The following is a 22,514-nucleotide window of genomic DNA, read 5'->3' as shown; positions in this document are numbered from 1 at the left end:
GAGAGTGTTTACCGAGGACAAGCATGATGAAAACGGGACCGTTGAACGAAAGTGAACTGGAGTGGCTGGATGATGTACTGACCAAGTACAACACCGAACATGCCATTCTGGACGTGGCAGAACTGGATGGGCTGCTGACGGCTGTACTCAGTTCACCACGTGAAATTGAGCCAGAGCAGTGGCTGGTTGCCGTATGGGGTGGGGCGCAATATGTGCCGCGCTGGTCCTCTGAAAAAGAGATGACGCGCTTTATGAATCTCGCTTTCCAGCATATGGCGGACACCGCTGACCGGCTGAATGATTTCCCGGAACAGTTTGAGCCGCTGTTTGGTCTGCGCGAAATTGAAGGGCGTGAAATTACCATTGTGGAAGAGTGGTGCTTTGGCTACATGCGCGGCGTTGCGCTTTCCGACTGGTCTGCGTTACCTGACACCCTGAAACCGGCCCTGGACGCCATTGCGCTGCATGGCACAGAAGAGAATTTCGAGGTGGTTGAGAAACTGACCCCGGAAGCATTTGAAGAGAGCGTTGAGGCGATACGCCTCGCTGCGCTGGATCTCCACGCTTACTGGATGGCACATCCGCAGGAAACGCCGATACAAGTGCCGGTGAAAGCGGAAGTGAAAGTGGGTCGCAACGATCCGTGTCCGTGTGGAAGTGGTAAAAAATATAAGCAGTGCTGTCTGCACTAATATGAACAGAAAAGGGGCGCTAGCCCCTTTTCTGTTCACTCCATGATCTTATCCCACTTCGGGCAGTCGTCCGGCGGCTATCAGAAACTGCACGCCTATCACCACAATGCCACACATAAACACCAGTGCTAAGGCGGGACGCCCGCCCCGTACGCGGTAGCCCGCCTGTGGATCCTGTTTGCGACTCTGCCATGCCAGCAGTGAAGGGATGATCAGCGCCAGCACCGCCAGTGCGACGCCGGCATAGCCCAGCGCCATCACAAAACCACGCGGATAGAAGAGGGCGAAGGCCAGCGGCGGCAGAAAGGTAATCGCGCCCGTTTGCATCCGGCCAGGCACCGTATTGCGGCGCTGAAACAGATCGGCCAGATAATCGAACAGCCCCAGGGCAACGCCGAGGAAGGAGGTCGCCAGCGCTAAGTCAGCAAAAAGGTGCACCGCCAGCTCAACGTGCGGCGAGGCAACAACTTCCCGCAGCGCCTGTAGCAAACCATTCAGCCCGGCATGATTTGCCAGCAGACCCATAAACGTCGTGGAGTCGATGCTGCCGAGCGTCGCCAGTTGCCAGAAAATGTAGGCCACTAACGGAATCGCACTGCCGGTGATAAATACCCATCGCAGTTTGCGAATGTTACCTTCCATATAGCTCACAATACTGGGAACGCTGCCGTGAAAGCCAAAAGAGGTAAAGATAACCGGGATAGCCGAAAGCGCCAGCCCCTGCTCAAGCGGCAGGGTCAGGAGATTGACTTTATGAATGTGCGGCATCAACAGCGCCAGCATCACGACCAGGAAGATGATTTTGGCGCTGAACAGAAAACGGTTAAACAGATCGACCAGTGAGGTGCCCACACAGACGACGCCGCCGGCAACAAAGGTGAACAGCAGGACGCCTGTTGTGGGCGACATCTGTGCCCCGGTCCAGTCGCTGATACTGGAGGCAAGCAACTCCCCCGCGCCGCTGATATAGGCAGCCGTCAGCGCGTACATCAGGAACATCATACTGAAGCCGGTTACCCACTGACCGTAGCGTCCCAGGTAGCGTTTTGCCAGCGTGCCAAGTCCAGTGTCTGCGGGGACGTGCTGATATACTTCAAGCAGCAACAGCGCGGTGTAGCACATCAGCGCCCACAGCCCAATCAATAACGCAAAAGTGACGCCAAAACCGACCCCGGCAGCAGCCAGAGGCATCGCCAACATCCCTGCGCCAATCGTGGTGCCCGCCACGATGAAAACACTTCCCAGAGTTCTATTCTTCACGCTTTACACTATCCCAGAGAGAAATAACGGTTAGATCTGCGGCGCAGGGTAAGGCAAAACGTTATTTTCGTCAAATGACCGTTACATCGACTGTACACTAATATTTACAATGCTGAGTGGCTGCAACCTGCGTTAGCGCAAAGCAGCGGATTGCGTATCGCCGTAGGCTACGCACTTTATTGAGGAGGAATGATGGATTCTGTTCACGGTCACGAAGTGTTGAATATGATGATTGAATCAGGCGAGCACTATTCTACGGCGAGCCTGGAAGCCGCGATTAAGACCCGGTTTGGTGAAACGGCGCGTTTTCATACTTGCTCAGCGTCGGACATGACGGCGGGTGAACTGGTGGCATTTCTGGCGGCGAAAGGGAAGTTTATTGCTCGGGATGACGGTTTCTCTACGCACGAAAGTAAGATCTGCCGTCATTAAGAAAACGGTGAGGACGTTCCTCACCGTTGACGATTAATTTGCGGTGTCGAGCGTCGACAGCTCTTTATCAATGAAATACAAACCTTCGCCACTTTTCCCGGCCAGCGTTAATTTATCAATCACCGATTTAAACAATTTCTCTTCTTCATGCTGTTCGGCAACATACCATTGCAGGAAATTAAAGGTCGGATAATCCTGGCTGGTCATCGCGGCATGCGCCAGTTCGTTAATTTTTTTGGTGATCAACTGTTCGTGTTCGTAGGTCACACGGAATAATTCATCCAGCGATGCATATTCAGCAAAAGGCGATGACACGGTATTAATGCGTGGCAGGCTGCCGGTATCGGTCAGATAGTCGAACAGGCGCTGCATGTGGGTCATCTCTTCCTGCGCGTGACGACGCAGAAACGCGGCGGCCCCTTCAAAGCTGTGGTAGCTGCACCAGGCACTCATCTGCTGATAGAGCAGGGAGGAATATAATTCCAGGTTCATTTGCTCATTCAGTTTGTCGATCATTTCTGTTTTCAGCATGGCTTCGCTCCACGTAATTTATAAATATGTTGATGTGGCGTCACTATAATTTGTTATTTAATTATTTGCAAAAGGTAAAATAATAAATTTAATTATTAAAAATACGAATGGGAATAAAACGCATTTGCGCTATAAAATAATCAGCGAGTGATAAATCAGGCCAGCCAATACTGGCCCGTAAATTAATAATAATGCGTCGTCGTAGGTGAAATGGCGACGCCCTGACACTGCCAGGAAAGTGTGATTTTGGTGTTCATGCACAGCGATCCGGCATAAACGCTACAGGTGCTGACAGGCTGACCGAAAGACTGGGCGCTGGCATAGCCTAATTGCTGACACGCACGCGTGGCGGTGCTCTGGGCGAAATAGCTATCGGTATGGGCGTTTTGCAATATTGCCTGATCGTAGTTCAACCGTACCACGCCGGTTGTCGCGCTGACATCACTCACCTGCGCTTGTCTGTTGATCGTACATCCCGTCAGGAGTATCAGTGTGAGGGCAATAGAAAGAGTCTTCATGGTATCGCTCTGAATGTTCGGTGATACGCTATCCTAATTCACGTATCGGCGTTTCAATGGCCTGAATAACTTATAGATCAGCAACGACTAATCCACACGACGGAGGTGACGTTTTGCGGTCAGTGGACGAAAATGTGAAACGGCTCCTTATTTTTAAAACCATTTTTCACAAAATTTGAAAGATGGTTTGCTAAGTAGTACTGTGCGGTATCGTGATTGACTCAAGGCGGGGCTTCCCGCATCGCATTCAGGAGAAGACAGAATGAAAATTGCATTGATGATGGAAAATAGCCAGGCGGGCAAAAACGCCATCATTCACCGCGAACTTAAAGCGGTTGCGGATGAAAAGGGCTTTCCGGTATTCAACGTCGGGATGAGCGACGAGAATGACCACCACCTGACCTACATCCATCTTGGCATCATGGCCAGCATTCTGCTGAATTCAAAAGCGGTTGATTTCGTCGTGACCGGCTGCGGTACGGGTCAGGGGGCGCTGATGTCGCTGAATATTCATCCGGGGGTGGTGTGCGGCTACTGCATCGATCCGGCGGATGCGTTCCTGTTTGCGCAAATTAACAACGGTAATGCGCTATCTCTGCCATTTGCGAAAGGATTTGGCTGGGGAGCGGAACTGAACGTGCGCTTTATCTTTGAGAAAGCCTTTACGGGTCGTAACGGCGAAGGGTATCCGCCAGAGCGTAAAGAACCGCAGGTGCGTAACGCCGGGATCCTCAACCAGGTTAAAGCGGCAGTTGTTAAAGACAACTATCTTGATACGCTGCACGCGATCGATCCGGAACTGGTGAAGACGGCGGTATCCGGTCAACGTTTCCAGCAGTGCTTCTTTGAAAATGGTCAGAGCAAAGAGATTGAAGCATTCGTTCGCGAAATTCTCGGCTAAGTTTTGCTGAAAAGCCGGATGGCGCGATGCGCTTCCGGCTTCACATATCATTTCCTTGCAGACACCGCGCTTCCCGCATTTTTCGTCAGTCGTAATGTATCCACCATGCCAATCAGGCAAACAAGCGCGATGGCCACAAACGCCAGACGAAAGCTGATGCCAGGAATTGTGCTCATCCCCAGCCATTCACTCACATTCGCGCCAATGCGAATACCGATTGCACCCAGCGAAATCCCTAACCCAACGGCCAGTTGCGTCGCGGTGCTGAACAGGGTATTGGCATAACTCATTTGGGCGGAAGGGACGTCTGAAAAAGCCAGCGTGCTGATGCCGGTAAACTGAATCGAACGGAACACGCCGCCAAGGTACAGCACCAGTAGAATAAGCCAGACGGGAGTGTCAGGGGTGATCAGCGCGCAGGCAAGCAGCGACAGCACATTGAGCGCCCCGTTAATCAGCAGCAGCTTTTTAAAGCCTAACCAGCGGATAAGCGGCGTGGTCGCGGGCTTAATGGTCAGATTGCCGACAAACACCGCCAGTACCAGCGAACCGGCCTGAAAGGCATTCATGCCAAATCCCACCTGAAACATGAGCGGCAAAAGAAAAGGCACGGCGCTGATAGACGCACGGAACAGCGAGCCTCCGTACATCGTGACGCGAAACGTCGGCACCTGCATGGCGTCGAGGCGAATCATCGGATGCTCGACTCGCTGGAAATGGCGCAGGCAAAAGGCAAATGTCCCCACGCCAAGCGCCAGCAGGGCTATCGTCAAACCACTTTCGGGATGTTGCGCGCCCAGCAGCTCCATCGCATAGACCAGGCTGACCATCGCGATGGCGGTAGCAACGAAACCAGGAAGATCGAAGGGACGTCGCTCGTCATCGCGAATATTGGGAATAAATCGCAGCGCCAGTGCGATCGCCAGCAGACCCAGCGGCACGTTAATAAAGAAGATCCAGCGCCAGCTGGCATAGCTGGTAATAAAGCCGCCGAGCGGTGGACCAATGATGGGTGCAACCAGCGCAGGCCAGGTTAAGGTGGCGATAGCCGTAATCAACTGATGCTTTGGCGTGGTGCGCAATACCGCTAAACGACCCACCGGAACCATCAGCGCGCCCCCCACGCCCTGCAGGATACGCATCGCCAGGAAACTCTCCAGCGTTGTGGAAAGACCGCACAACACTGACGCGAGGGTGAAAATGGCGAGGGCAAGCGTGAAGATTTTACGTGCGCCGAAACGGTCGGCTATCCAACCGCTGGCCGGGATGAGAACCGCCAGGGTAATCAGATAGGCGCTGATCCCTATGTTTAAATCAACCGCCTGAACACCGAAACTTTTAGCCATATCGGGCAGGGCGGTCGCGATCACCGTGCCGTCAATAAACTCCATAAAGAATGCCCCGGCGACGAGCAGGGCGGCAGGAGAGATACCGCGTTTGCTTTCTATGATCCGATCTTCTTGCATGTTGTACTTGCCATTCAAAAATAATTATAAAATTTTACCGGAGCCGATAATGATGTAGATAACTGATTTATCAGCTAAACAGATAAAAAAGCAAAGAATATGTTAATTTTAAAAGGTGATATTCATCACAAAATAGTTGATTTTTGTGATGACGGTCATATTATGTGCGCATAGACAATAACACCTGCATAACAAGATATCTGGAGTCATGCCATGAAACTGAAACTGCGCAAAATCCTGAAAAGCATGTTTGAAAATTATTGCAAAACTTTCAAAGACGTACCGCCAGGCGCTATGTTCTGATAAAAAAACCTGCTTCGGCAGGTTTTTTTATGCCTGTCATTTGCGTTGTCAGGTCTGGCTATCGTTTCGGCGTCTGAATCGGTACTATGACGGCCTTTCAACACTATCAGGAACGCCTACTATGTCCCAACCGCTGAATGCCGATCAGGAACTGGTCTCTGACGTTGTCGCCTGCCAGCTTGTCATCAAACAAATCCTCGATGTTCTCGACGTCATCGCGCCCGTCGAAGTTCGTGAAAAAATGACCAGCCAACTGAAAAATATTGATTTTTCAACGCATCCCGCTGCTGCCGATCCCGTCACGTTGCGCGCTATCCAGAAAGCGATCGCGCTGATCGAACTGAAGTTCACGCCGCAGGGCGAATCTCACTAAAATAAACCGTTGTTTTATATTTTAGAAATACTTTTTGCGATACCTCCCCAAAGTGGGAGGCATCGGGCTGAAAGGGCTTTGCGAATTGGCCTGCAGGGGAGTGAAACGCAGGCCAATGACGTGGTCAATTAATGCTGTTGGTAATTGACCACGTTGAGGACGTGCTGATCGGTCTGTGCCGGGCACAGGCCTGCGCGTTTGGCGCTACGCACTTCATCAAGAATAGTTTGCAACAACAGTCCATCTTGCTGCTGTTCTTTTTCCAGATCGTGGAGAAAATCGAGGGTTGGAGCATCATTCAAGGCTTCAGCTTCGTCAGTCAGCTGCGAAAGCGTGCTGGCGCGCTGTTCATAATCATCCATCGTTTTCTGAAACAGCTCTTCCAGCGAATGTAAATCCTCGCCCGGTACGTCGATGGCTTTAACGACCGGATTCGCCCCGGCATTTTTCATGAAGTTAAACACGCGCATCATGTGGGTGACGTTACTCTGAGCTTGAGTACGCAAGAAAGTCGCAGTACCCATCAGACGGTGTTCGGAACACCACTCACTCAGATGGAGGTAGAGATTGGAAGCATAAAACTCAAGATTCATTTGATTGTTGAGTTTGTGAACCATTCCAACTGCAGCCATATCAATATCCTTATTTCCTGATAGAAGGGATGTGCAAAACGAGTGTGCACAACTTACTGTTAGCAGAATAAATCCATTCTGCCGGTCCATTATGTGATCGAAGAGTCAATTTCGTTGCGAATCGAAAATAAGCATACCTGCATAAGTGAAATAAGAAAATCCTTAAATGGCATTGTTTATGTTTTTTTACATATTACTGGAGGTAATACATCAAGGTGTCGTTAGTAACCATAATGTGAAATTATATATCTGATTGATTTTAAAGGTTTGAAAATGATTTGTTGGTTTTGAAATGATGTTTTAAGTCACAAAATAGAATGGTTTCGCATGGTAATATAAGAATATTGATAATTTCTACCGTCCCTGCCGCGATAATAATCCTGTGAAACCGTTTTGGCTGAAATAGTCCAGCTTATCTTTTGCGGAAAATCAGAGCAGTGACATCCATTTAATTATAACCGAATGATTAATTCGTCATTTTCGGTGTTATCAGTATGTAATAAATGAGGAACGGTGAATGAAAAGAGTGGCAGTCTTACTGGCATCGGGTTTCGAAGAAGCGGAAGCGATCGTCACCATTGATATCTTGCGTCGTCTGAATATCGATGTTGACACACTGGCCTGCGAGGCGTCTCGCGCCGTGGTGAGTTACCACGATGTTCCAATGGTGGCCGATTACACCCTGGCGGGGCAGCGGGAGAGCCTGTATGACGCGGTGGTGTTGCCGGGGGGACCACAGGGAAGTGTGAACCTTGCGGCGAATCCACAGGTTGTCGAATTTATCTCGCGTCATGATGCCGCCGGGAAATTAATTTGCCCTATTTGCTCAGCAGCTGCACGCGTGCTAGGCGGCAACGGCTTACTGAAGGGGCGTCGTTATGTCTGTTCAGGCGATCTCTATGAAACGGTGACCGACGGAGTCTATATCGATGCGCCAGTGGTGGAGGACGGTAATCTCCTGAGCGGTAAAGGATTAGGCCATATTTTTGATTTTGCCCTGACGCTGTCAGCCCGTTTATTGGGCGATGACAAACCGGTCCGCGATCACGCCGAGCATATCTATTATCCGTGGTAATCCGTTTGTTCCCGAACACAGGTGTGATTCGGGAACAAGGATTTGCGAGCTGACCTTATGGATTAATGTGCTACTCCACTTTTCATTTGTCTGACAATTCCCCTCTTTCTTATGTCATTTTCCGCTGAATTTATGTACGCAATTACTGTAATTCTGCGGTGTGATGCCGCTCTCCTATGGAGAATCAATTTCCCGCTACAACTATTCCAGAACTGGCATTTATCATGAGTCCATTTGGTAATGCCTTGTTTTTCGTCTGAATTACACTGAGTCGTTGAATATTACTCTACATAAAATGACGCTAAAGCTGGAGTTAACCATGCACAAATTCACTAAAGCGCTGGCAGCCATCGGTCTGGCCGCCGTTATGTCACAATCCGCTATGGCAGAATCGATGAAACTGGGTTTTCTGGTGAAACAACCGGAAGAACCCTGGTTCCAGACAGAGTGGAAATTTGCCGATAAAGCCGGGAAAGATCTGGGCTTTGAAGTGATTAAAATTGCGGTGCCGGACGGCGAGAAGACCCTGAATGCGATTGACAGCCTGGCGGCAAGTGGGGCGAAGGGGTTTGTGATTTGCACCCCGGACCCGAAACTGGGTTCCGCCATTGTTGCTAAAGCACGCGGCTACGACATGAAAGTGATCGCCGTGGACGATCAGTTCGTTAACGCCAAAGGCAAACCGATGGATACGGTCCCGCTGGTGATGATGGCGGCGACCAAAATCGGCGAACGTCAGGGCCAGGAACTGTATAAAGAGATGCAGAAACGCGGCTGGGACGTTAAAGAGAGCGCGGTGATGGCGATTACGGCTAACGAACTGGATACCGCACGTCGTCGTACTTCCGGTTCGATGGAAGCGCTGAAAGCTGCAGGCTTCCCGGAAAAACAGATCTACCAGGTCCCAACCAAATCTAACGATATCCCAGGCGCATTTGATGCCGCCAACTCCATGCTGGTTCAGCACCCTGAAGTGAAACACTGGCTGATTGTCGGTATGAACGATAACACCGTGCTGGGCGGCGTGCGCGCCACTGAAGGTCAGGGCTTTAAAGCGGCGGACGTAATCGGCGTGGGTATCAACGGCGTTGACGCAGTGAGCGAACTGTCAAAAGCGCAGGCGACCGGCTTCTTCGGCTCACTGCTGCCAAGCCCGGACGTGCACGGTTATAAATCCAGTGAAATGCTCTACAACTGGGTGACCAAAGGCGCTGAGCCACCTGCATTCACCGAAGTGACTGACGTGGTGCTGATCACCCGTGACAACTTTAAAGAAGAGCTGGCGAAAAAAGGGTTAGGCGGCAAGTAAGACGACAGCAAGTGAAAGGCCGGGTGGCATCGCTCATGCTGCCATCCGGCAACCGGTTAGAACGATACTGACTCACGGAGACGTTATGCAACAGTCTACCCCGTATCTCTCATTTCGCGGCATTGGTAAAACCTTCCCCGGCGTTAAAGCGCTTACGGATATCAGTTTTGACTGTTACGCCGGTCAGGTGCATGCGCTGATGGGTGAAAATGGCGCCGGGAAATCAACACTCTTAAAAATTCTCAGCGGTAACTATGCGCCAACCACGGGCTCTTTGGCGATTCGCGAGCAGGAAATGAGCTTCGCGGATACCACCGCCGCGCTGAATGCCGGCGTTGCCATCATTTACCAGGAATTGCATCTCGTGCCAGAGATGACCGTTGCCGAGAATATCTACCTCGGTCAGCTTCCGCACAAAGGCGGCATTGTGAACCGCACACTGCTCAATTATGAAGCGGGTCTGCAACTTAAACATTTGGGGATGGATATCGACCCCGCAACCCCCCTGAAGTATCTCTCGATCGGTCAGTGGCAGATGGTGGAGATCGCCAAAGCGCTGGCGCGTAACGCCAAGATCATCGCCTTCGACGAACCGACCAGTTCGCTCTCCGCAAGAGAGATAGAGAACCTGTTTCGGGTGATCCGCGAACTGCGTAAAGAAGGGCGGGTCATTCTGTATGTCTCGCACCGCATGGAGGAAATCTTCGCCCTCAGCGATGCGATTACCGTGTTTAAAGATGGCCGCTACGTGAAAACCTTTACCGATATGCAGCAGGTCAACCACGATGCGCTGGTGCAGGCAATGGTAGGGCGCGATCTGGGCGATATCTACGGCTGGCAGTCACGTCCCTATGGCGCAGAACGCCTGCGTCTGCATGAAGTAAAAGCGCCGGGCGTGCGCACGCCCATCAGCCTCACGGTACGCAGTGGCGAAATTGTCGGGCTGTTTGGACTGGTGGGAGCGGGGCGCAGTGAGTTGATGAAAGGCCTGTTTGGCGGCACCCGCATCAGCGAAGGGCAGGTCTATATCGACGAAAAACCCGTTGATATTCGCAAGCCGGCGAATGCCATCGCGGCAGGAATGATGCTGTGCCCGGAAGACCGAAAAGCGGAGGGGATCATCCCGGTACATTCGGTACGCGACAACATCAACATCAGCGCCCGGCGTAAGCATGTGCTGGGCGGATGTGTGATCAACAACGGATGGGAGGAGACCAATGCCGACCATCACATTCGCTCGCTGAACATCAAAACGCCCGGTGCCGAACAGCTCATCATGAATCTCTCCGGCGGTAACCAGCAAAAGGCGATTCTCGGCCGCTGGCTGTCGGAAGAGATGAAGGTGATTTTACTCGACGAACCGACGCGCGGGATTGACGTTGGTGCGAAGCATGAAATTTATAACGTTATCTATGCCCTGGCTGCGCGCGGCGTTGCCGTGCTGTTCGCCTCCAGTGACCTGCCGGAAGTCCTCGGCGTGGCTGACCGCATTGTGGTGATGCGGGAAGGAGAGATTGCCGGGGAATTACTTCACGAACAGGCGGATGAGCGACAGGCGCTGAGCCTCGCGATGCCTAAAGTCAGCCAGGCTGTCGCCTGAGAAAGGAGAGAATGATGTCTTCCGTAACTACTTCCGGATCGGGCGCGCCAAAGTCGCCGTCACCTTTTAGCCTGGGACGTATCTGGGACCAGTATGGCATGTTGGTGGTGTTCGCCGTCCTGTTCCTGGCCTGCGCCATTTTTGTGCCAAACTTCGCGACATTCATCAATATGAAAGGGCTGGGGCTGGCGATCTCCATGTCCGGGATGGTGGCCTGCGGCATGTTGTTCTGCCTGGCGTCAGGGGATTTCGACCTGTCCGTGGCGTCGGTGATCGCCTGTGCCGGGGTGACCACGGCGGTGGTCATCAATATGACCGAAAGCCTGTGGATCGGCGTGGGGGCGGGCCTGCTGCTGGGAGTGCTGTGCGGACTGGTCAACGGCTTCGTGATTGCACAACTGAAAATCAACGCCCTGATCACCACGCTGGCAACGATGCAAATCGTCCGTGGCCTGGCGTATATCATTTCCGACGGTAAAGCGGTGGGGATTGAAGACGAGCGCTTCTTTACTCTCGGCTATGCCAACTGGTTCGGCTTACCGGCACCGATCTGGCTCACGGTGGGCTGCCTGATCATCTTTGGCTTGCTGTTAAACAAAACCACCTTCGGGCGCAACACGCTGGCGATTGGGGGTAACGAAGAGGCGGCGCGTCTGGCTGGGGTGCCGGTGGTACGTACCAAAATCATTATTTTCGTGCTCTCCGGACTGGTCTCTGCGGCAGCCGGGATTATCCTCGCCTCGCGTATGACAAGCGGGCAGCCGATGACCTCCATTGGCTATGAGCTGATTGTTATCTCTGCCTGCGTGTTAGGGGGCGTTTCCCTGAAGGGCGGCATCGGAAAAATCTCATATGTGGTGGCGGGTGTCCTGATTCTGGGCACCGTGGAGAATGCCATGAACCTGCTGAACATTTCGCCTTTCGCCCAGTACGTCGTGCGCGGTCTGATCCTGCTGGCCGCAGTGATCTTCGACCGTTACAAACAAAAAGCGAAGCGTACAGTCTGATAAAAAAAGCCCAACTTTTTAGTCTAGTTCCTCTCCTTTGCCAGCCGCTACCCCGGCTGGCAATTGTCTTTCCAAATGGCGAGCACTGTCACACTGTCTATACTTATTGTTGCTTATGAGGCGCGATCCGCGCGGTTCATACATGACAATAAGGAGGAGTATCGGGTGACAGAACCGTTAACCGTAACCCCTGAACAGTCCGTGCACTATGCTTATTTTTTTGATCTCGATGGAACCCTTGCGGAGCTCAAGCCGCATCCAGACCAGGTGGTGATTCCTCCCACGATCCTTCAGATGCTCCATCATCTTGCAGAATGCAACGCAGGGGCTCTGGCATTGATTTCAGGGCGCTCAATGGTTGAACTTGACGCGTTGGCTCACCCATGGCGCTTTCCGCTGGCAGGCGTGCATGGGGCTGAACGCCGTGACATCAATGGGAAAATGCATATCGTGCACCTCCCTTCGGCAATAGAACGCGATATCAGCGTGCAGTTACATACGGCGCTGGCGCAGCTGCCGGGAACAGAGATTGAGACCAAAGGAATGGCGTTTGCGCTGCATTACCGACAGGCGCCAGAGCATGAAGCCGCGCTGCAGGCACTGGCGTTGCGTATCACGCAAACCTGGCCGCAGCTCGCGCTTCAGCAGGGGAAGTGTGTTGTCGAAATTAAGCCGAAAGGCACTAACAAAGGTGAAGCCATCGCCGCGTTTATGCGGGAAGCGCCGTTTGCCGGGCGGGTCCCTGTTTTTCTGGGTGACGATCTGACCGATGAGACGGGGTTTGGTGTCGTGAACAAGGCGGGTGGCATTTCAGTGAAAGTCGGAGAGGGGGAGACACAGGCGCAATGGCGATTAGCCGGGGTGCCAGATGTCTGGCGCTGGCTGGAGTCTGTTTACGCGGCACAACAAGAAAAAAACATGAATGACAGGAGAGATGGCAATGAGTCGTTTAGTCGTAGTATCTAATCGAATAGCGCCTCCGGATAACAAAACCAGTGCAGGCGGCCTGGCCGTTGGGATATTGGGGGCGTTGAAAGCGGCTGGGGGGCTTTGGTTCGGTTGGAGTGGCGAACTGGGTAACGAGGATAAGCCATTAAAAAAGGTCACCCGGGGCAACATCACCTGGGCATCGTTTAACCTGAGCGAGAAGGATCACGACGAGTATTACAACCAGTTCTCTAACGCGGTGTTATGGCCAGCCTTTCACTACCGGCTTGACCTGGTAAACTTCCAGCGTACTGCCTGGGAAGGCTACCAGCGTGTGAATGCGCAACTGGCAGACAAGCTGCTGCCGCTGCTAAAAGACGATGATATCCTCTGGATCCATGATTATCACCTGCTGCCATTTGCCAGCGAACTGCGTAAGCGCGGCGTGAACAACCGGATCGGATTTTTCCTGCATATTCCCTTTCCCACGCCGGAGATTTTCAATGCCTTGCCGTCATCAGAGATCCTCCTTGAGCAGATGTGCGATTTTGATCTGCTGGGTTTTCAAACCGAAAACGACCGCCAGGCTTTCCTCGACGGCCTCTCCAGCCTGACAAGAGTCAGTTCCTGCGACACGCACAACCACACGGCGTGGGGGAAACACTTTCACACGGCGGTCTATCCTATCGGCATTGAACCGCAGGAAATTGCCCGCCAGGCGTCGGGGCCGCTGCCGCCGAAACTGGCTCAGCTCAAGGCTGAGTTAAAGACCCTGAAGAATATCTTTTCCGTTGAGCGACTCGATTACTCAAAAGGGCTTCCGGAGCGTTTTCAGGCCTATGAGGCGCTGCTGGAGAAATTCCCTCAGCATCACGGGAAAATTCGTTATACGCAGATTGCGCCCACTTCGCGTGGCGAAGTGCAGGCGTATCAGGATATCCGTCATCAGCTTGAGACGGAAGCCGGACGCATTAACGGCAAATACGGGCAGTTAGGCTGGACGCCGCTGTTTTATCTTAACCAGCATTTTGAACGTAAACTGCTAATGAAAGTCTACCGCGCATCGGATGTGGGACTGGTCACGCCGCTGCGCGACGGCATGAATCTGGTGGCGAAAGAGTTCGTTGCCGCCCAGGATCCCGCCAATCCAGGCGTTCTGGTGCTGTCGCAATTCGCCGGTGCGGCCAATGAGCTGACTTCTGCGCTGATAGTCAACCCGTACGATCGCGATGAAGTGGCGGCGGCGCTGGATCGCGCACTCACAATGCCGCTGGCCGAGCGAATGTCGCGTCATGCTGAGATGCTGGAAGTGATTGTGAAAAACGACATCAATCACTGGCAGGAGCAGTTTATCAGCGATCTAAAGACGCTCACCCCACGCAGGGCTGAAACTCTTCAGCCACGCAACGTTGCGACGTTTCCAAAGCTTGCCTGAGCGACCTCTTAAGGGGGCATTAATCCCCTTCAAGCGGGACCAGCAGAACGTCAACCTGGCTTGAACTCACCACACTTTTCGCCGAGCAGGACGCTCGCGAAAAGAAGCTGTGGTTGTGGTTACCGCAGATGACCAAGTCCACATCGTGCTTGCGGCAGACGTCCAGAATATGCTCGCTTAATTCGCCATAGGTAATGAAGGTCTGTGCGATCGGGTAACCTGCTTCTTTCCCCAGTTTTTCAAGAAAATCATTCGTTTCTTCATGCATCACCGCGCGTAAATCTTCCAGCATAGGGGCGGCAAATTGGTTGTATAACTCAGGGTCGGAGGCGAGGGTGATAAGGCTTATCCGGGCGTTAACGGGACGGGCAATGGAGACGGCTTTTGCCAGGAGTTGTTGGCTTTCCGGAGTCACCGCCACGGCAACAAGAATGTGTGTGTAGCTCATAACTCGCTCCTTATTGCAAGAATATGAGGTGGTTCTTCAGCATTACTCCGATTCGCTTACAACTGCAATGCTTCAATATGACAATAATGTGAAGACTATCATAATTATTCATTAATATTCCTTATAAGTGGATCTAAGGAATAACCAAAAGTGTTAACCAAATCGGTTGACTTAAATTAAATCACTGAGTTAATCAATATTCGGTTTTACAAATTCACATTGGTGATTAATTGCAATGCAATGATAAGTACAGTTGGTTGATGAAAAATGAGTAACAATTAACGCGTTGTTTGAAAAGGATAAAAACTAATTTCGGTTCGAAATGAAATTGATTCATTTCAATTATTTCCATTAAGTAACTTTCACGTCAGTAACCTAATGTCCTCCGCCGTGTCAGGCGTTTGATTTAATACCCGCGAGGATAAAGTGGCGTTTCACTGGTTAATTTACCCGCAAAATAAAAGCTCAACTGATGGATTTATGTTAACGATTAAGTTAATTTATGTGATGTGCGTCACATATTTTCTAAATTCGCAGCGTGGCTTTGTTGTATGTCTCGGGTGTCACGAGTACAGTTGCGTCGAATTAGGAAAAATCTTAGGCATTTGTAAGAAATCATGTGCTCGCGTTACAACCTGGCAAGGGCCCAGCGTGACGCGTGTGTCCATATTTTTTGCGCCTGAGTAACGGTATGTGTTTGACCTATTTGCTTTTTTTTACCGGGAATTCCCGGCGACATCACGGGGTGCGGTTTTACCGCATAAAAATAAAAGTTGGTTATTCTGGATGGGAATAATGCATACATCCGAGTTGCTGAAACACATTTATGACATTAACTTGTCATATTTACTCCTTGCACAGCGTCTAATCGTTCAGGACAAAGCGTCCGCCATGTTTCGCCTCGGGATCAATGAGGAAATGGCGGTCTCACTGGGGGCGCTGACCCTTCCGCAGATGGTAAAACTGGCAGAAACGAATCAGCTTGTGTGTCATTTCCGTTTCGACAGTCATCAAACCATTACGCGTCTGACTCAGGATTCCAGAGTAGACGATCTCCAGCAAATTCACACCGGTATCATGCTGTCCACTCGTCTGTTAAGTGATGTCAATCAGGCTGATGAAACCGCGCGTAAGAAAAGGGCCTGATGATGAGTGAAAAAAGCATTGTTCAGGAAGCTCGTGATATCCAGTTAGCAATGGAATTGATCACACTGGGTGCCCGTTTGCAAATGCTGGAAAGCGAAACGCAGTTAAGCCGCGGTCGCCTCATCAAGCTCTACAAAGAACTTCGTGGTAGCCCGCCGCCGAAAGGTATGCTGCCGTTTTCCACTGACTGGTTTATGACCTGGGAGCAAAACATTCATGCTTCCATGTTCTGTAATGCCTGGCAGTTCTTGCTAAAAACGGGTCTGTGCAGTGGCGTTGATGCGGTGATTAAGGCGTATCGGCTGTACCTTGAGCAGTGTCCGCAGGGTGAACAGGGGCCACTGCTGGCGTTGACTCGCGCGTGGACGCTGGTGCGTTTTGTCGAAAGCGGACTGCTTCAGTTATCGAGCTGCAACTGCTGTGGCGGTAATTTTATTACCCATGCTCACCAACCGGCGGGTAGTTTTGCCTGCAGTTTATGCCAGCCGCCTTCCCGTGCGGTAAAAAGACGTAAACTTTCCCAGGATGCTGCCGATATTATTCCACAACTGCTGGATGAACAGATCGAACAGGCTGTTTAACCGATACGGTGTGGACGGAACACTCCAGCAGCGGTAAGCAATTACCGCTGCTTTTTTTTGCCTCGCCAACGTGTTAACGCCCCGACTGTACGTCCTGTCATAGTCAACAGCGGAAGGATGATGTCGTGCTTATCTTATTAGGTTACCTGGTGGTTATTGGTACAGTTTTCGGTGGTTACGTGATGACCGGCGGAAACCTGGGGGCACTCTATCAACCGGCTGAATTTGTCATCATCGGCGGCGCGGGAATAGGGGCATTTATCGTGGGCAACAACGGTAAAGCCATCAAGGGGACGCTGAAAGCGCTGCCGTTACTGTTTCGCCGTTCGAAATACACCAAAGCGATGTATATGGATCTGCTGGCGCTGCTCTATCGTCTGATGGCTAAGTCCCGCCAGCAGGGGATGTTCTCGCTTGAACGCGATATCGAGAACCCGAAAGAGAGCGAAATTTTTGCCAGCTATCCACGAATCCTTGCCGACTCGGTGATGCTGGAGTTCATCGTCGATTACCTGCGCCTGATCATCAGCGGCAACATGAATACCTTCGAGATCGAAGCGCTGATGGACGAAGAGATTGAAACGCACGAAAGCGAATCAGAAGTGCCAGCCAACAGCCTGGCACTGATGGGGGATTCGCTGCCGGCGTTTGGTATTGTTGCCGCGGTGATGGGGGTCGTACATGCGCTCGCGTCAGCCGATCGCCCCGCGGCAGAGCTGGGTTCACTGATAGCCCACGCGATGGTCGGTACCTTCCTCGGTATTCTGCTGGCCTACGGCTTTATTTCACCGCTCGCCAGCGTCCTGCGTCAGAAGAGTGCGGAAACCAGCAAAATGATGCAGTGCGTGAAGATCACGTTACTGTCGAATCTGAACGGCTACGCCCCGCCGATCGCCGTCGAGTTTGGGCGTAAAACACTGTATTCCAGCGAGCGCCCGTCGTTCCTTGAACTGGAAGAGCATGTTCGTGCAGTGAAAAACCCGAACCAGCAGCAGCAGACGACGACTGAGGGCGCATGAAGAATCGGTCTCATCCTATCGTCGTCGTTAAACGACGCAAACATAAGGGACATGGCGGCGGCGCACACGGATCGTGGAAGATTGCTTACGCTGACTTTATGACCGCCATGATGGCCTTTTTTCTGGTGATGTGGCTCATTTCCATCTCCAGCCCTAAAGAACTGATTCAGATTGCCGAATACTTCCGTACTCCGCTGGCGACGGCGGTGACGGGAGGGAATCGAATTTCCAACAGTCAGAGTGCGATTCCCGGCGGTGGCGATGACTTTACCCAGCAACAGGGCGAAGTGAACAAGCAGCCAGACATCGATGAACTGAAAAAACGTATGGAACAAAATCGCCTGAGCAAACTGCGCGGCGACCTCGATCAGCTCATCGAATCGGATCCTAAGCTGCGGGCGCTGCGTCCGCACCTGAAGATTGATCTGGTGCAGGAAGGGCTTCGTATTCAGATTATTGACAGCCAGAATCGCCCGATGTTTAAGACCGGCAGCGCCGAGGTTGAGCCTTACATGCGCGACATCCTGCGGGCGATCGCGCCAGTACTCAATGGCATTCCGAACCGTATCAGCCTGTCCGGACATACCGACGATTTCCCTTACGCGAGCGGTGAAAAGGGCTACAGCAACTGGGAACTTTCAGCCGATCGCGCCAATGCGTCGCGGCGCGAGCTGGTGCAGGGCGGTCTGGATGACGGAAAAGTATTACGGGTGGTGGGCATGGCCGCCACGATGCGTATGAGCGATCGCGGTCCGGATGACGCCATCAACCGCCGAATCAGTCTGTTGGTGCTGAACAAACAGTCCGAGCAGGCCATTTTGCATGAAAACGCTGAAAGCCAGAACGAGCCGGTAAGTGTATTACAACAGCCTGAGGCCAGTCCGCAGGTAAGCGTTCCCACATCGCCACCAGCCAATCCGAGGTGATAGCGTGAGCATGGATATAAGCGATTTTTATCAGACCTTTTTTGATGAAGCTGACGAGTTGTTGGCTGACATGGAGCAACATCTGCTCGATCTGGTGCCCGAAGCGCCGGATTCCGAGCAACTGAATGCCATATTTCGTGCAGCGCACTCCATCAAAGGGGGAGCTGGCACGTTCGGCTTTACCGTCTTGCAGGAAACCACCCATCTGATGGAGAACCTGCTGGATGAGGCGCGTCGCGGTGAGATGCAGCTCAATACCGCCATTATCAACCTGTTTTTGGAAACGAAAGATATTATGCAGGAACAGCTCGATGCCTATAAAAGTTCGGAAGAGCCGGACGCCGCCAGCTTCGAATACATCTGCACGGCATTACGCCAGTTAGCGCTGGAAGCGAAAGGCGAAACCGCGCCAACGGTGGTGGCGAATGCCCGACTGAGCGTGGTTGACAACACGACGCCCGAAGAGGTTGTTACAGCCCAGGAAGAGAAGTTGCGCATTGTCCTCTCACGTCTGAAGGACACTGAAGTGGCCCTGCTGGAAGAAGAACTGGGTAATCTGACCACCTTATCTGATGTGGTCAAAGGCGCAGACAGCCTTGCGGCAACGCTTGACGGCGACATTGCAGAGGACGACATCATTGCCGTGCTGTGCTTTGTGATTGAAGCCGATCAGATTGCCTTTGAGAAAGTGGCGACAGAAACGGCGCCTGTGGCGCAGGCGGAAGTGGCTGACCTGGCTGCCGTCGAACAACCTGTCGCCGCGGTTCCTGCGGTGAGCGCGGTGGCGGGTGACGGGCAAACCGGGCGCGCGGAGCGGGAAAAACCGGCGCGCGTCAGTGAATCCACCAGCATTCGTGTGGCGGTGGAGAAGGTCGACCAGCTTATCAACCTGGTCGGCGAACTGGTGATCACCCAGTCAATGCTGGCACAGCGTTCGAATGAACTCGACCCGGTGAATCACGGCGATCTCATCACCAGCATGGGTCAGTTACAACGTAACGCCCGCGATCTGCAGGAATCGGTGATGTCGATTCGTATGATGCCGATGGAGTATGTGTTCAGCCGCTTCCCGCGTCTGGTGCGCGATCTGGCGGGTAAACTCGGCAAGCAGGTCGAACTGACGCTGGTCGGCAGCTCCACAGAACTCGACAAGAGTCTGATTGAACGGATCATCGATCCGTTAACTCACCTGGTGCGTAACAGCCTTGACCACGGTATCGAACTGCCGGAAAAACGCATGGAATCCGGTAAGAATGTGGTGGGCAATCTGACTTTGTCGGCGGAGCATCAGGGCGGCAATATCTGCATCGAAGTGACCGATGACGGGGCCGGACTGAACCGCGAACGCATTCTGGCGAAGGCCATTTCCCAGGGAATGGCGGTCAATGAAAACATGACCGACGACGAAGTGGGGATGCTGATTTTTGCACCAGGCTTCTCGACCGCCGAGCAGGTGACTGACGTTTCCGGACGCGGCGTGGGCATGGACGTGGTGAAACGTAACATCCAGGAGATGGGCGGCCACGTTGAAATCCAGTCGAAACAGGGAACCGGCACCACCATCCGTATTTTGCTGCCGCTGACGCTGGCGATCCTCGACGGCATGTCCGTGCGCGTCGCCGGCGAAGTCTTTATTCTGCCGCTGAATGCGGTGATGGAATCCCTGCAGCCGCGCGATGATGATCTGCACCCGTTGGCCGGGGGCGAGCGCGTGCTGGAAGTGCGCGGCGAATATCTGCCGCTGGTCGAGCTGTGGAAAGTCTTTGAAGTGGAAGGGGCGAAAACCGAGGCCACCCAGGGCATTGTGGTGATCCTGCAAAGCGGCGGTCGCCGTTACGCCCTGCTGGTCGATCAGTTGATTGGTCAGCACCAGGTAGTGGTAAAAAACCTGGAGAGCAATTATCGCAAAGTGCCGGGTATCTCAGCCGCCACGATTCTGGGCGATGGCAGCGTCGCACTGATTGTGGATGTCTCCGCCCTGCAGGGTTTAAATCGCGAACAACGTATGGCGATCACCGCCGCCTGATTGAGTAAGAAAGGGTAAAATATGACCGGTATGACTAATGTAAGCAAACTGGCCGGCGAGCCGTCAGGTCAGGAATTCCTGGTGTTTACGCTGGGAGAGGAAGAGTACGGCATCGACATCCTGAAAGTGCAGGAGATCCGTGGTTACGATCAGGTGACGCGCATTGCCAACACGCCTTCCTTTATCAAAGGGGTAACGAACCTGCGTGGTGTGATTGTGCCGATTGTCGATCTGCGCGTGAAGTTCTGCCAGGGCGATGTCGACTACAACGAGAACACCGTGGTGATTGTGCTTAATCTGGGACAGCGCGTGGTGGGGATCGTGGTGGATGGCGTGTCTGATGTGCTGTCGCTGACCGCGGAGCAAATCCGCCCGGCACCGGAATTTGCCGTGACGCTGTCAACAGAATATCTGACCGGACTTGGCGCGCTGGGCGACCGGATGCTGATCCTGGTGAACATTGAGAAACTGTTGAACAGTGACGAAATGGCGCTGTTGGATATGGCCGCTTCTCACGTTGCATAAACTGACCGCCGGATGGCGCTATGCTTATCCGGCCTACAGTTTGAATTTGAATGTGTTGTAGGCCGGATAAGGTGTTTACACCGCCATCCGGCAATTACCGCCTCCGTTATGCTTCGACCTGCTGCGATGCTTCTTCTTTACGCTCTTCCAGCAAACCTTCATTTTGTGCCAGCATCGCCGTGGCAATGCCGTTGCCTAACACGTTAATCGCGGAACGACCCATGTCGAGAAAATGGTCGATGCCCATCAGCAATAAAATCCCGGCGACCGGAATGTTGAAGCTCGGAATGGTTGCCGCCAGCACGACCAGCGCAGAGCGCGGAACGCCGGCAATCCCTTTTGACGCCAGCATCAGCGTGAGCATCAGGACGCTAATCTCGGCAAACGACAGGTGGATATTGTAGGCCTGGGCGATAAACATTGAGGCAAAAGAGCAGTAGACCATTGAACCGACCAGGTTGAAGGAGTAGCCAATGGGCAGCACGAAAGAGACGATGTTGCGCGAGCAGCCAAACTGAGTCAGTTGTTCCAGCGTTTTCGGATAGGCCGCTTCAGAACTGCTGGTGGTAAAAGCCACCAGTACCGGATCCTTGAGCATACTGACCAGCTGAAACACCTCTTTTTTCAGTACCAGATACCCCACCGCCAGCAATACCAGACAGGTCATCAGAATAGCAACGTAATAGCCGCCAATGAACGAGGCATAATTGAGCAAAATGCCTAACCCTTCGGTGGCAATCACCGAGGAGATGGCGGCAAAAATCGCCAGCGGCGCAACGTACATTACGTAGCCGGTCACTTTCAGCATAATGTGGGAAACCACGTCCAGCGCGGCTACCAGTGGGGCATTGAATTTTTCGCCCAGCGACGCGCCGCCAATCCCGAAGAACATCGAGAACACCACGATCTGCAAAATTTCGTTATTGGCCATCGCGCCGGCAATGCTGGTGGGAATGGTATGCGACAGGAAGCCTTTCAGGCTCATCCCGCCGACGGCGAGGCCGGTATCCACCGCTTCTTTCGGGATAGCCAGATTGAGTCCGCTGCCGGGTTGTTCCAGGGTAACAATAAACAACCCCACCAGAATGGAGAGGATGGAGGAGCTAATGAACCAGATCATCGCTTTGCCGCCCACACGCCCGATGGTGGACGTCTCGCCAAGACGCATAATGCCCACGGTCAGGGTGCTGAACACCAGCGGGGCGATAACCATTTTAATCAGACGTAAGAAGATGTCGGTGAGAAGGGTGATGTTATCCGACCAGGCGGCAATAACGCTTTCGGAGGTATACGAGTGAATAACCGCACCTGACACAATACCTGCCAGCATGAAAATCACGATAAATATCGTGAGCTTATTTGCATTTGCCACTAAAAATCCC

At 52.6% G+C, this 22,514-nt stretch carries 24 protein-coding genes; 17 read left to right on the top strand and 7 right to left on the bottom strand.

What is annotated here, in order from left to right; all coding sequences use genetic code 11:
* Positions 1–26: 26 nt before the first annotated feature.
* Positions 27–692, top strand: coding sequence for a YecA family protein (locus F384_RS09285; RefSeq protein ID WP_046497985.1), 666 nt, complete (start codon positions 27–29; stop codon positions 690–692).
* Positions 693–740: 48 nt separating this feature from the next.
* On the opposite strand, the gene tyrP is transcribed toward F384_RS09285, so the two are convergent.
* The gene (gene tyrP, locus F384_RS09280) at positions 741–1,892 is read right to left on the bottom strand and encodes a tyrosine transporter TyrP (protein ID WP_046497982.1); all 1,152 of its coding nucleotides are present in this window, start codon (positions 1,890–1,892) and stop codon (positions 741–743) included.
* Between the two features lie 252 nt (positions 1,893–2,144).
* Here tyrP and F384_RS09275 point away from each other — a divergent pair, with 252 nt between their 5' ends.
* Positions 2,145–2,384: a YecH family metal-binding protein gene (locus F384_RS09275; RefSeq protein ID WP_046481228.1), complete on the top strand. Its 240-nt coding sequence runs from the start codon at positions 2,145–2,147 to the stop codon at positions 2,382–2,384.
* Between the two features lie 33 nt (positions 2,385–2,417).
* Here F384_RS09275 and ftnA read toward each other — a convergent pair whose 3' ends face one another.
* Together ftnA and yecR are read right to left on the bottom strand one after the other, a co-directional pair.
* Positions 2,418–2,915, bottom strand: coding sequence for a non-heme ferritin (gene ftnA, locus F384_RS09270; protein WP_046481227.1), 498 nt, complete (start codon positions 2,913–2,915; stop codon positions 2,418–2,420).
* Between the two features lie 182 nt (positions 2,916–3,097).
* Positions 3,098–3,433: a YecR family lipoprotein gene (yecR, locus tag F384_RS09265; RefSeq protein WP_046481226.1), complete on the bottom strand. Its 336-nt coding sequence runs from the start codon at positions 3,431–3,433 to the stop codon at positions 3,098–3,100.
* Between the two features lie 262 nt (positions 3,434–3,695).
* On the opposite strand from yecR, the gene F384_RS09260 reads away from it, so the two are divergent.
* On the top strand, positions 3,696–4,334 hold the full coding sequence (locus F384_RS09260; RefSeq protein ID WP_046481225.1) for an RpiB/LacA/LacB family sugar-phosphate isomerase: 639 nt from the start codon (positions 3,696–3,698) through the stop codon (positions 4,332–4,334).
* A 47-nt stretch (positions 4,335–4,381) separates the two neighbouring features.
* Here the strand turns inward: F384_RS09260 and F384_RS09255 are convergent, their stop codons facing one another.
* Entirely contained in the window at positions 4,382–5,800 is a 1,419-nt protein-coding gene (locus F384_RS09255) for an MFS transporter (protein WP_046481224.1), read from the bottom strand.
* A gap of 219 nt (positions 5,801–6,019) precedes the next feature.
* Between F384_RS09255 and azuC the strand changes: the two genes are divergently transcribed.
* Together azuC and yecJ are read left to right on the top strand one after the other, a co-directional pair.
* Positions 6,020–6,103: a stress response protein AzuC gene (azuC, locus tag F384_RS29820; RefSeq protein ID WP_014229869.1), complete on the top strand. Its 84-nt coding sequence runs from the start codon at positions 6,020–6,022 to the stop codon at positions 6,101–6,103.
* Positions 6,104–6,224: 121 nt separating this feature from the next.
* Complete coding sequence (gene yecJ, locus F384_RS09250; protein ID WP_046481223.1) at positions 6,225–6,476, top strand: DUF2766 family protein YecJ; 252 nt, start codon at positions 6,225–6,227, stop codon at positions 6,474–6,476.
* A 128-nt stretch (positions 6,477–6,604) separates the two neighbouring features.
* Here the strand turns inward: yecJ and F384_RS09245 are convergent, their stop codons facing one another.
* Complete coding sequence (locus tag F384_RS09245) at positions 6,605–7,108, bottom strand: non-heme ferritin-like protein (RefSeq protein ID WP_046481222.1); 504 nt, start codon at positions 7,106–7,108, stop codon at positions 6,605–6,607.
* Between the two features lie 517 nt (positions 7,109–7,625).
* On the opposite strand from F384_RS09245, the gene F384_RS09240 reads away from it, so the two are divergent.
* From F384_RS09240 to otsA, 6 genes are all read left to right on the top strand, one after another.
* Positions 7,626–8,183, top strand: a complete 558-nt coding sequence (locus F384_RS09240; RefSeq protein ID WP_046481221.1) for a DJ-1/PfpI family protein — start codon at positions 7,626–7,628, stop codon at positions 8,181–8,183.
* A 319-nt stretch (positions 8,184–8,502) separates the two neighbouring features.
* Positions 8,503–9,492 carry an arabinose ABC transporter substrate-binding protein AraF gene (gene araF / locus F384_RS09235; RefSeq protein ID WP_046481220.1) on the top strand — a complete coding sequence of 330 codons (990 nt, stop codon included), beginning with the start codon at positions 8,503–8,505 and terminating at the stop codon, positions 9,490–9,492.
* An 85-nt stretch (positions 9,493–9,577) separates the two neighbouring features.
* A complete protein-coding gene (gene araG, locus F384_RS09230) occupies positions 9,578–11,092 on the top strand; it encodes an arabinose ABC transporter ATP-binding protein AraG (protein ID WP_046481219.1) in 1,515 nt (504 codons plus the stop codon).
* Between the two features lie 14 nt (positions 11,093–11,106).
* Positions 11,107–12,099 carry an arabinose ABC transporter permease AraH gene (gene araH / locus F384_RS09225; RefSeq protein ID WP_043000324.1) on the top strand — a complete coding sequence of 331 codons (993 nt, stop codon included), beginning with the start codon at positions 11,107–11,109 and terminating at the stop codon, positions 12,097–12,099.
* Positions 12,100–12,264: 165 nt separating this feature from the next.
* On the top strand, positions 12,265–13,065 hold the full coding sequence (gene otsB / locus F384_RS09220; protein ID WP_046481218.1) for a trehalose-phosphatase: 801 nt from the start codon (positions 12,265–12,267) through the stop codon (positions 13,063–13,065).
* Positions 13,040–14,461: an alpha,alpha-trehalose-phosphate synthase gene (otsA, locus tag F384_RS09215; RefSeq protein ID WP_046481217.1), complete on the top strand. Its 1,422-nt coding sequence runs from the start codon at positions 13,040–13,042 to the stop codon at positions 14,459–14,461. The genes otsB and otsA overlap by 26 nt, the downstream gene beginning before the upstream one ends.
* A 19-nt stretch (positions 14,462–14,480) precedes the next feature.
* Here otsA and uspC read toward each other — a convergent pair whose 3' ends face one another.
* Positions 14,481–14,909 (bottom strand): universal stress protein UspC, encoded by a 429-nt coding sequence (gene uspC / locus F384_RS09210; protein WP_046481216.1) that lies wholly within the window; start codon positions 14,907–14,909, stop codon positions 14,481–14,483.
* 795 nt (positions 14,910–15,704) lie between these two features.
* Between uspC and flhD the strand changes: the two genes are divergently transcribed.
* From flhD to cheW, 6 genes are all read left to right on the top strand, one after another.
* Positions 15,705–16,055 (top strand): flagellar transcriptional regulator FlhD, encoded by a 351-nt coding sequence (flhD, locus tag F384_RS09205; protein WP_042318359.1) that lies wholly within the window; start codon positions 15,705–15,707, stop codon positions 16,053–16,055.
* Positions 16,056–16,057: 2 nt separating this feature from the next.
* Complete coding sequence (gene flhC / locus F384_RS09200; RefSeq protein WP_046497981.1) at positions 16,058–16,636, top strand: flagellar transcriptional regulator FlhC; 579 nt, start codon at positions 16,058–16,060, stop codon at positions 16,634–16,636.
* A gap of 125 nt (positions 16,637–16,761) precedes the next feature.
* Positions 16,762–17,655 carry a flagellar motor stator protein MotA gene (motA, locus tag F384_RS09195; RefSeq protein WP_046481215.1) on the top strand — a complete coding sequence of 298 codons (894 nt, stop codon included), beginning with the start codon at positions 16,762–16,764 and terminating at the stop codon, positions 17,653–17,655.
* On the top strand, positions 17,652–18,581 hold the full coding sequence (gene motB / locus F384_RS09190) for a flagellar motor protein MotB (RefSeq protein ID WP_046481214.1): 930 nt from the start codon (positions 17,652–17,654) through the stop codon (positions 18,579–18,581). The genes motA and motB overlap by 4 nt, the downstream gene beginning before the upstream one ends.
* A gap of 4 nt (positions 18,582–18,585) precedes the next feature.
* Complete coding sequence (gene cheA / locus F384_RS09185; RefSeq protein WP_046481213.1) at positions 18,586–20,607, top strand: chemotaxis protein CheA; 2,022 nt, start codon at positions 18,586–18,588, stop codon at positions 20,605–20,607.
* A gap of 21 nt (positions 20,608–20,628) precedes the next feature.
* On the top strand, positions 20,629–21,132 hold the full coding sequence (gene cheW / locus F384_RS09180; RefSeq protein ID WP_046481212.1) for a chemotaxis protein CheW: 504 nt from the start codon (positions 20,629–20,631) through the stop codon (positions 21,130–21,132).
* Positions 21,133–21,238: 106 nt separating this feature from the next.
* Here cheW and F384_RS09175 read toward each other — a convergent pair whose 3' ends face one another.
* The gene (locus F384_RS09175; RefSeq protein WP_046481211.1) at positions 21,239–22,504 is read right to left on the bottom strand and encodes a dicarboxylate/amino acid:cation symporter; all 1,266 of its coding nucleotides are present in this window, start codon (positions 22,502–22,504) and stop codon (positions 21,239–21,241) included.
* Between the last annotated feature and the right edge of the window lie 10 nt (positions 22,505–22,514).

Origin of the sequence: Citrobacter amalonaticus Y19, from assembly GCF_000981805.1 — a bacterium.
Taxonomy (GTDB): Bacteria; Pseudomonadota; Gammaproteobacteria; order Enterobacterales; family Enterobacteriaceae; genus Citrobacter_A; species Citrobacter_A amalonaticus_C.
Note: the sequence above shows the minus strand (reverse complement) of the source record. Positions and strands in the feature narration are given on the sequence as shown.

What these genes read in the sequence shown, in the direction of transcription:
- F384_RS09285 (WP_046497985.1), top strand. Translation starts at nt 27, where the DNA reads ATGAAAACGGGACCGTTGAACGAAAGTGAACTGGAGTGGCTGGATGAT.
- tyrP (WP_046497982.1), bottom strand. Translation starts at nt 1,892, where the DNA reads ATGTTGGCGATGCCTCTGGCTGCTGCCGGGGTCGGTTTTGGCGTCACT.
- F384_RS09275 (WP_046481228.1), top strand. Translation starts at nt 2,145, where the DNA reads ATGGATTCTGTTCACGGTCACGAAGTGTTGAATATGATGATTGAATCA.
- ftnA (WP_046481227.1), bottom strand. Translation starts at nt 2,915, where the DNA reads ATGCTGAAAACAGAAATGATCGACAAACTGAATGAGCAAATGAACCTG.
- yecR (WP_046481226.1), bottom strand. Translation starts at nt 3,433, where the DNA reads ATGAAGACTCTTTCTATTGCCCTCACACTGATACTCCTGACGGGATGT.
- F384_RS09260 (WP_046481225.1), top strand. Translation starts at nt 3,696, where the DNA reads ATGAAAATTGCATTGATGATGGAAAATAGCCAGGCGGGCAAAAACGCC.
- F384_RS09255 (WP_046481224.1), bottom strand. Translation starts at nt 5,800, where the DNA reads ATGCAAGAAGATCGGATCATAGAAAGCAAACGCGGTATCTCTCCTGCC.
- yecJ (WP_046481223.1), top strand. Translation starts at nt 6,225, where the DNA reads ATGTCCCAACCGCTGAATGCCGATCAGGAACTGGTCTCTGACGTTGTC.
- F384_RS09245 (WP_046481222.1), bottom strand. Translation starts at nt 7,108, where the DNA reads ATGGCTGCAGTTGGAATGGTTCACAAACTCAACAATCAAATGAATCTT.
- F384_RS09240 (WP_046481221.1), top strand. Translation starts at nt 7,626, where the DNA reads ATGAAAAGAGTGGCAGTCTTACTGGCATCGGGTTTCGAAGAAGCGGAA.
- araF (WP_046481220.1), top strand. Translation starts at nt 8,503, where the DNA reads ATGCACAAATTCACTAAAGCGCTGGCAGCCATCGGTCTGGCCGCCGTT.
- araG (WP_046481219.1), top strand. Translation starts at nt 9,578, where the DNA reads ATGCAACAGTCTACCCCGTATCTCTCATTTCGCGGCATTGGTAAAACC.
- araH (WP_043000324.1), top strand. Translation starts at nt 11,107, where the DNA reads ATGTCTTCCGTAACTACTTCCGGATCGGGCGCGCCAAAGTCGCCGTCA.
- otsA (WP_046481217.1), top strand. Translation starts at nt 13,040, where the DNA reads ATGAGTCGTTTAGTCGTAGTATCTAATCGAATAGCGCCTCCGGATAAC.
- uspC (WP_046481216.1), bottom strand. Translation starts at nt 14,909, where the DNA reads ATGAGCTACACACACATTCTTGTTGCCGTGGCGGTGACTCCGGAAAGC.
- flhD (WP_042318359.1), top strand. Translation starts at nt 15,705, where the DNA reads ATGCATACATCCGAGTTGCTGAAACACATTTATGACATTAACTTGTCA.
- flhC (WP_046497981.1), top strand. Translation starts at nt 16,058, where the DNA reads ATGAGTGAAAAAAGCATTGTTCAGGAAGCTCGTGATATCCAGTTAGCA.
- motB (WP_046481214.1), top strand. Translation starts at nt 17,652, where the DNA reads ATGAAGAATCGGTCTCATCCTATCGTCGTCGTTAAACGACGCAAACAT.
- cheW (WP_046481212.1), top strand. Translation starts at nt 20,629, where the DNA reads ATGACCGGTATGACTAATGTAAGCAAACTGGCCGGCGAGCCGTCAGGT.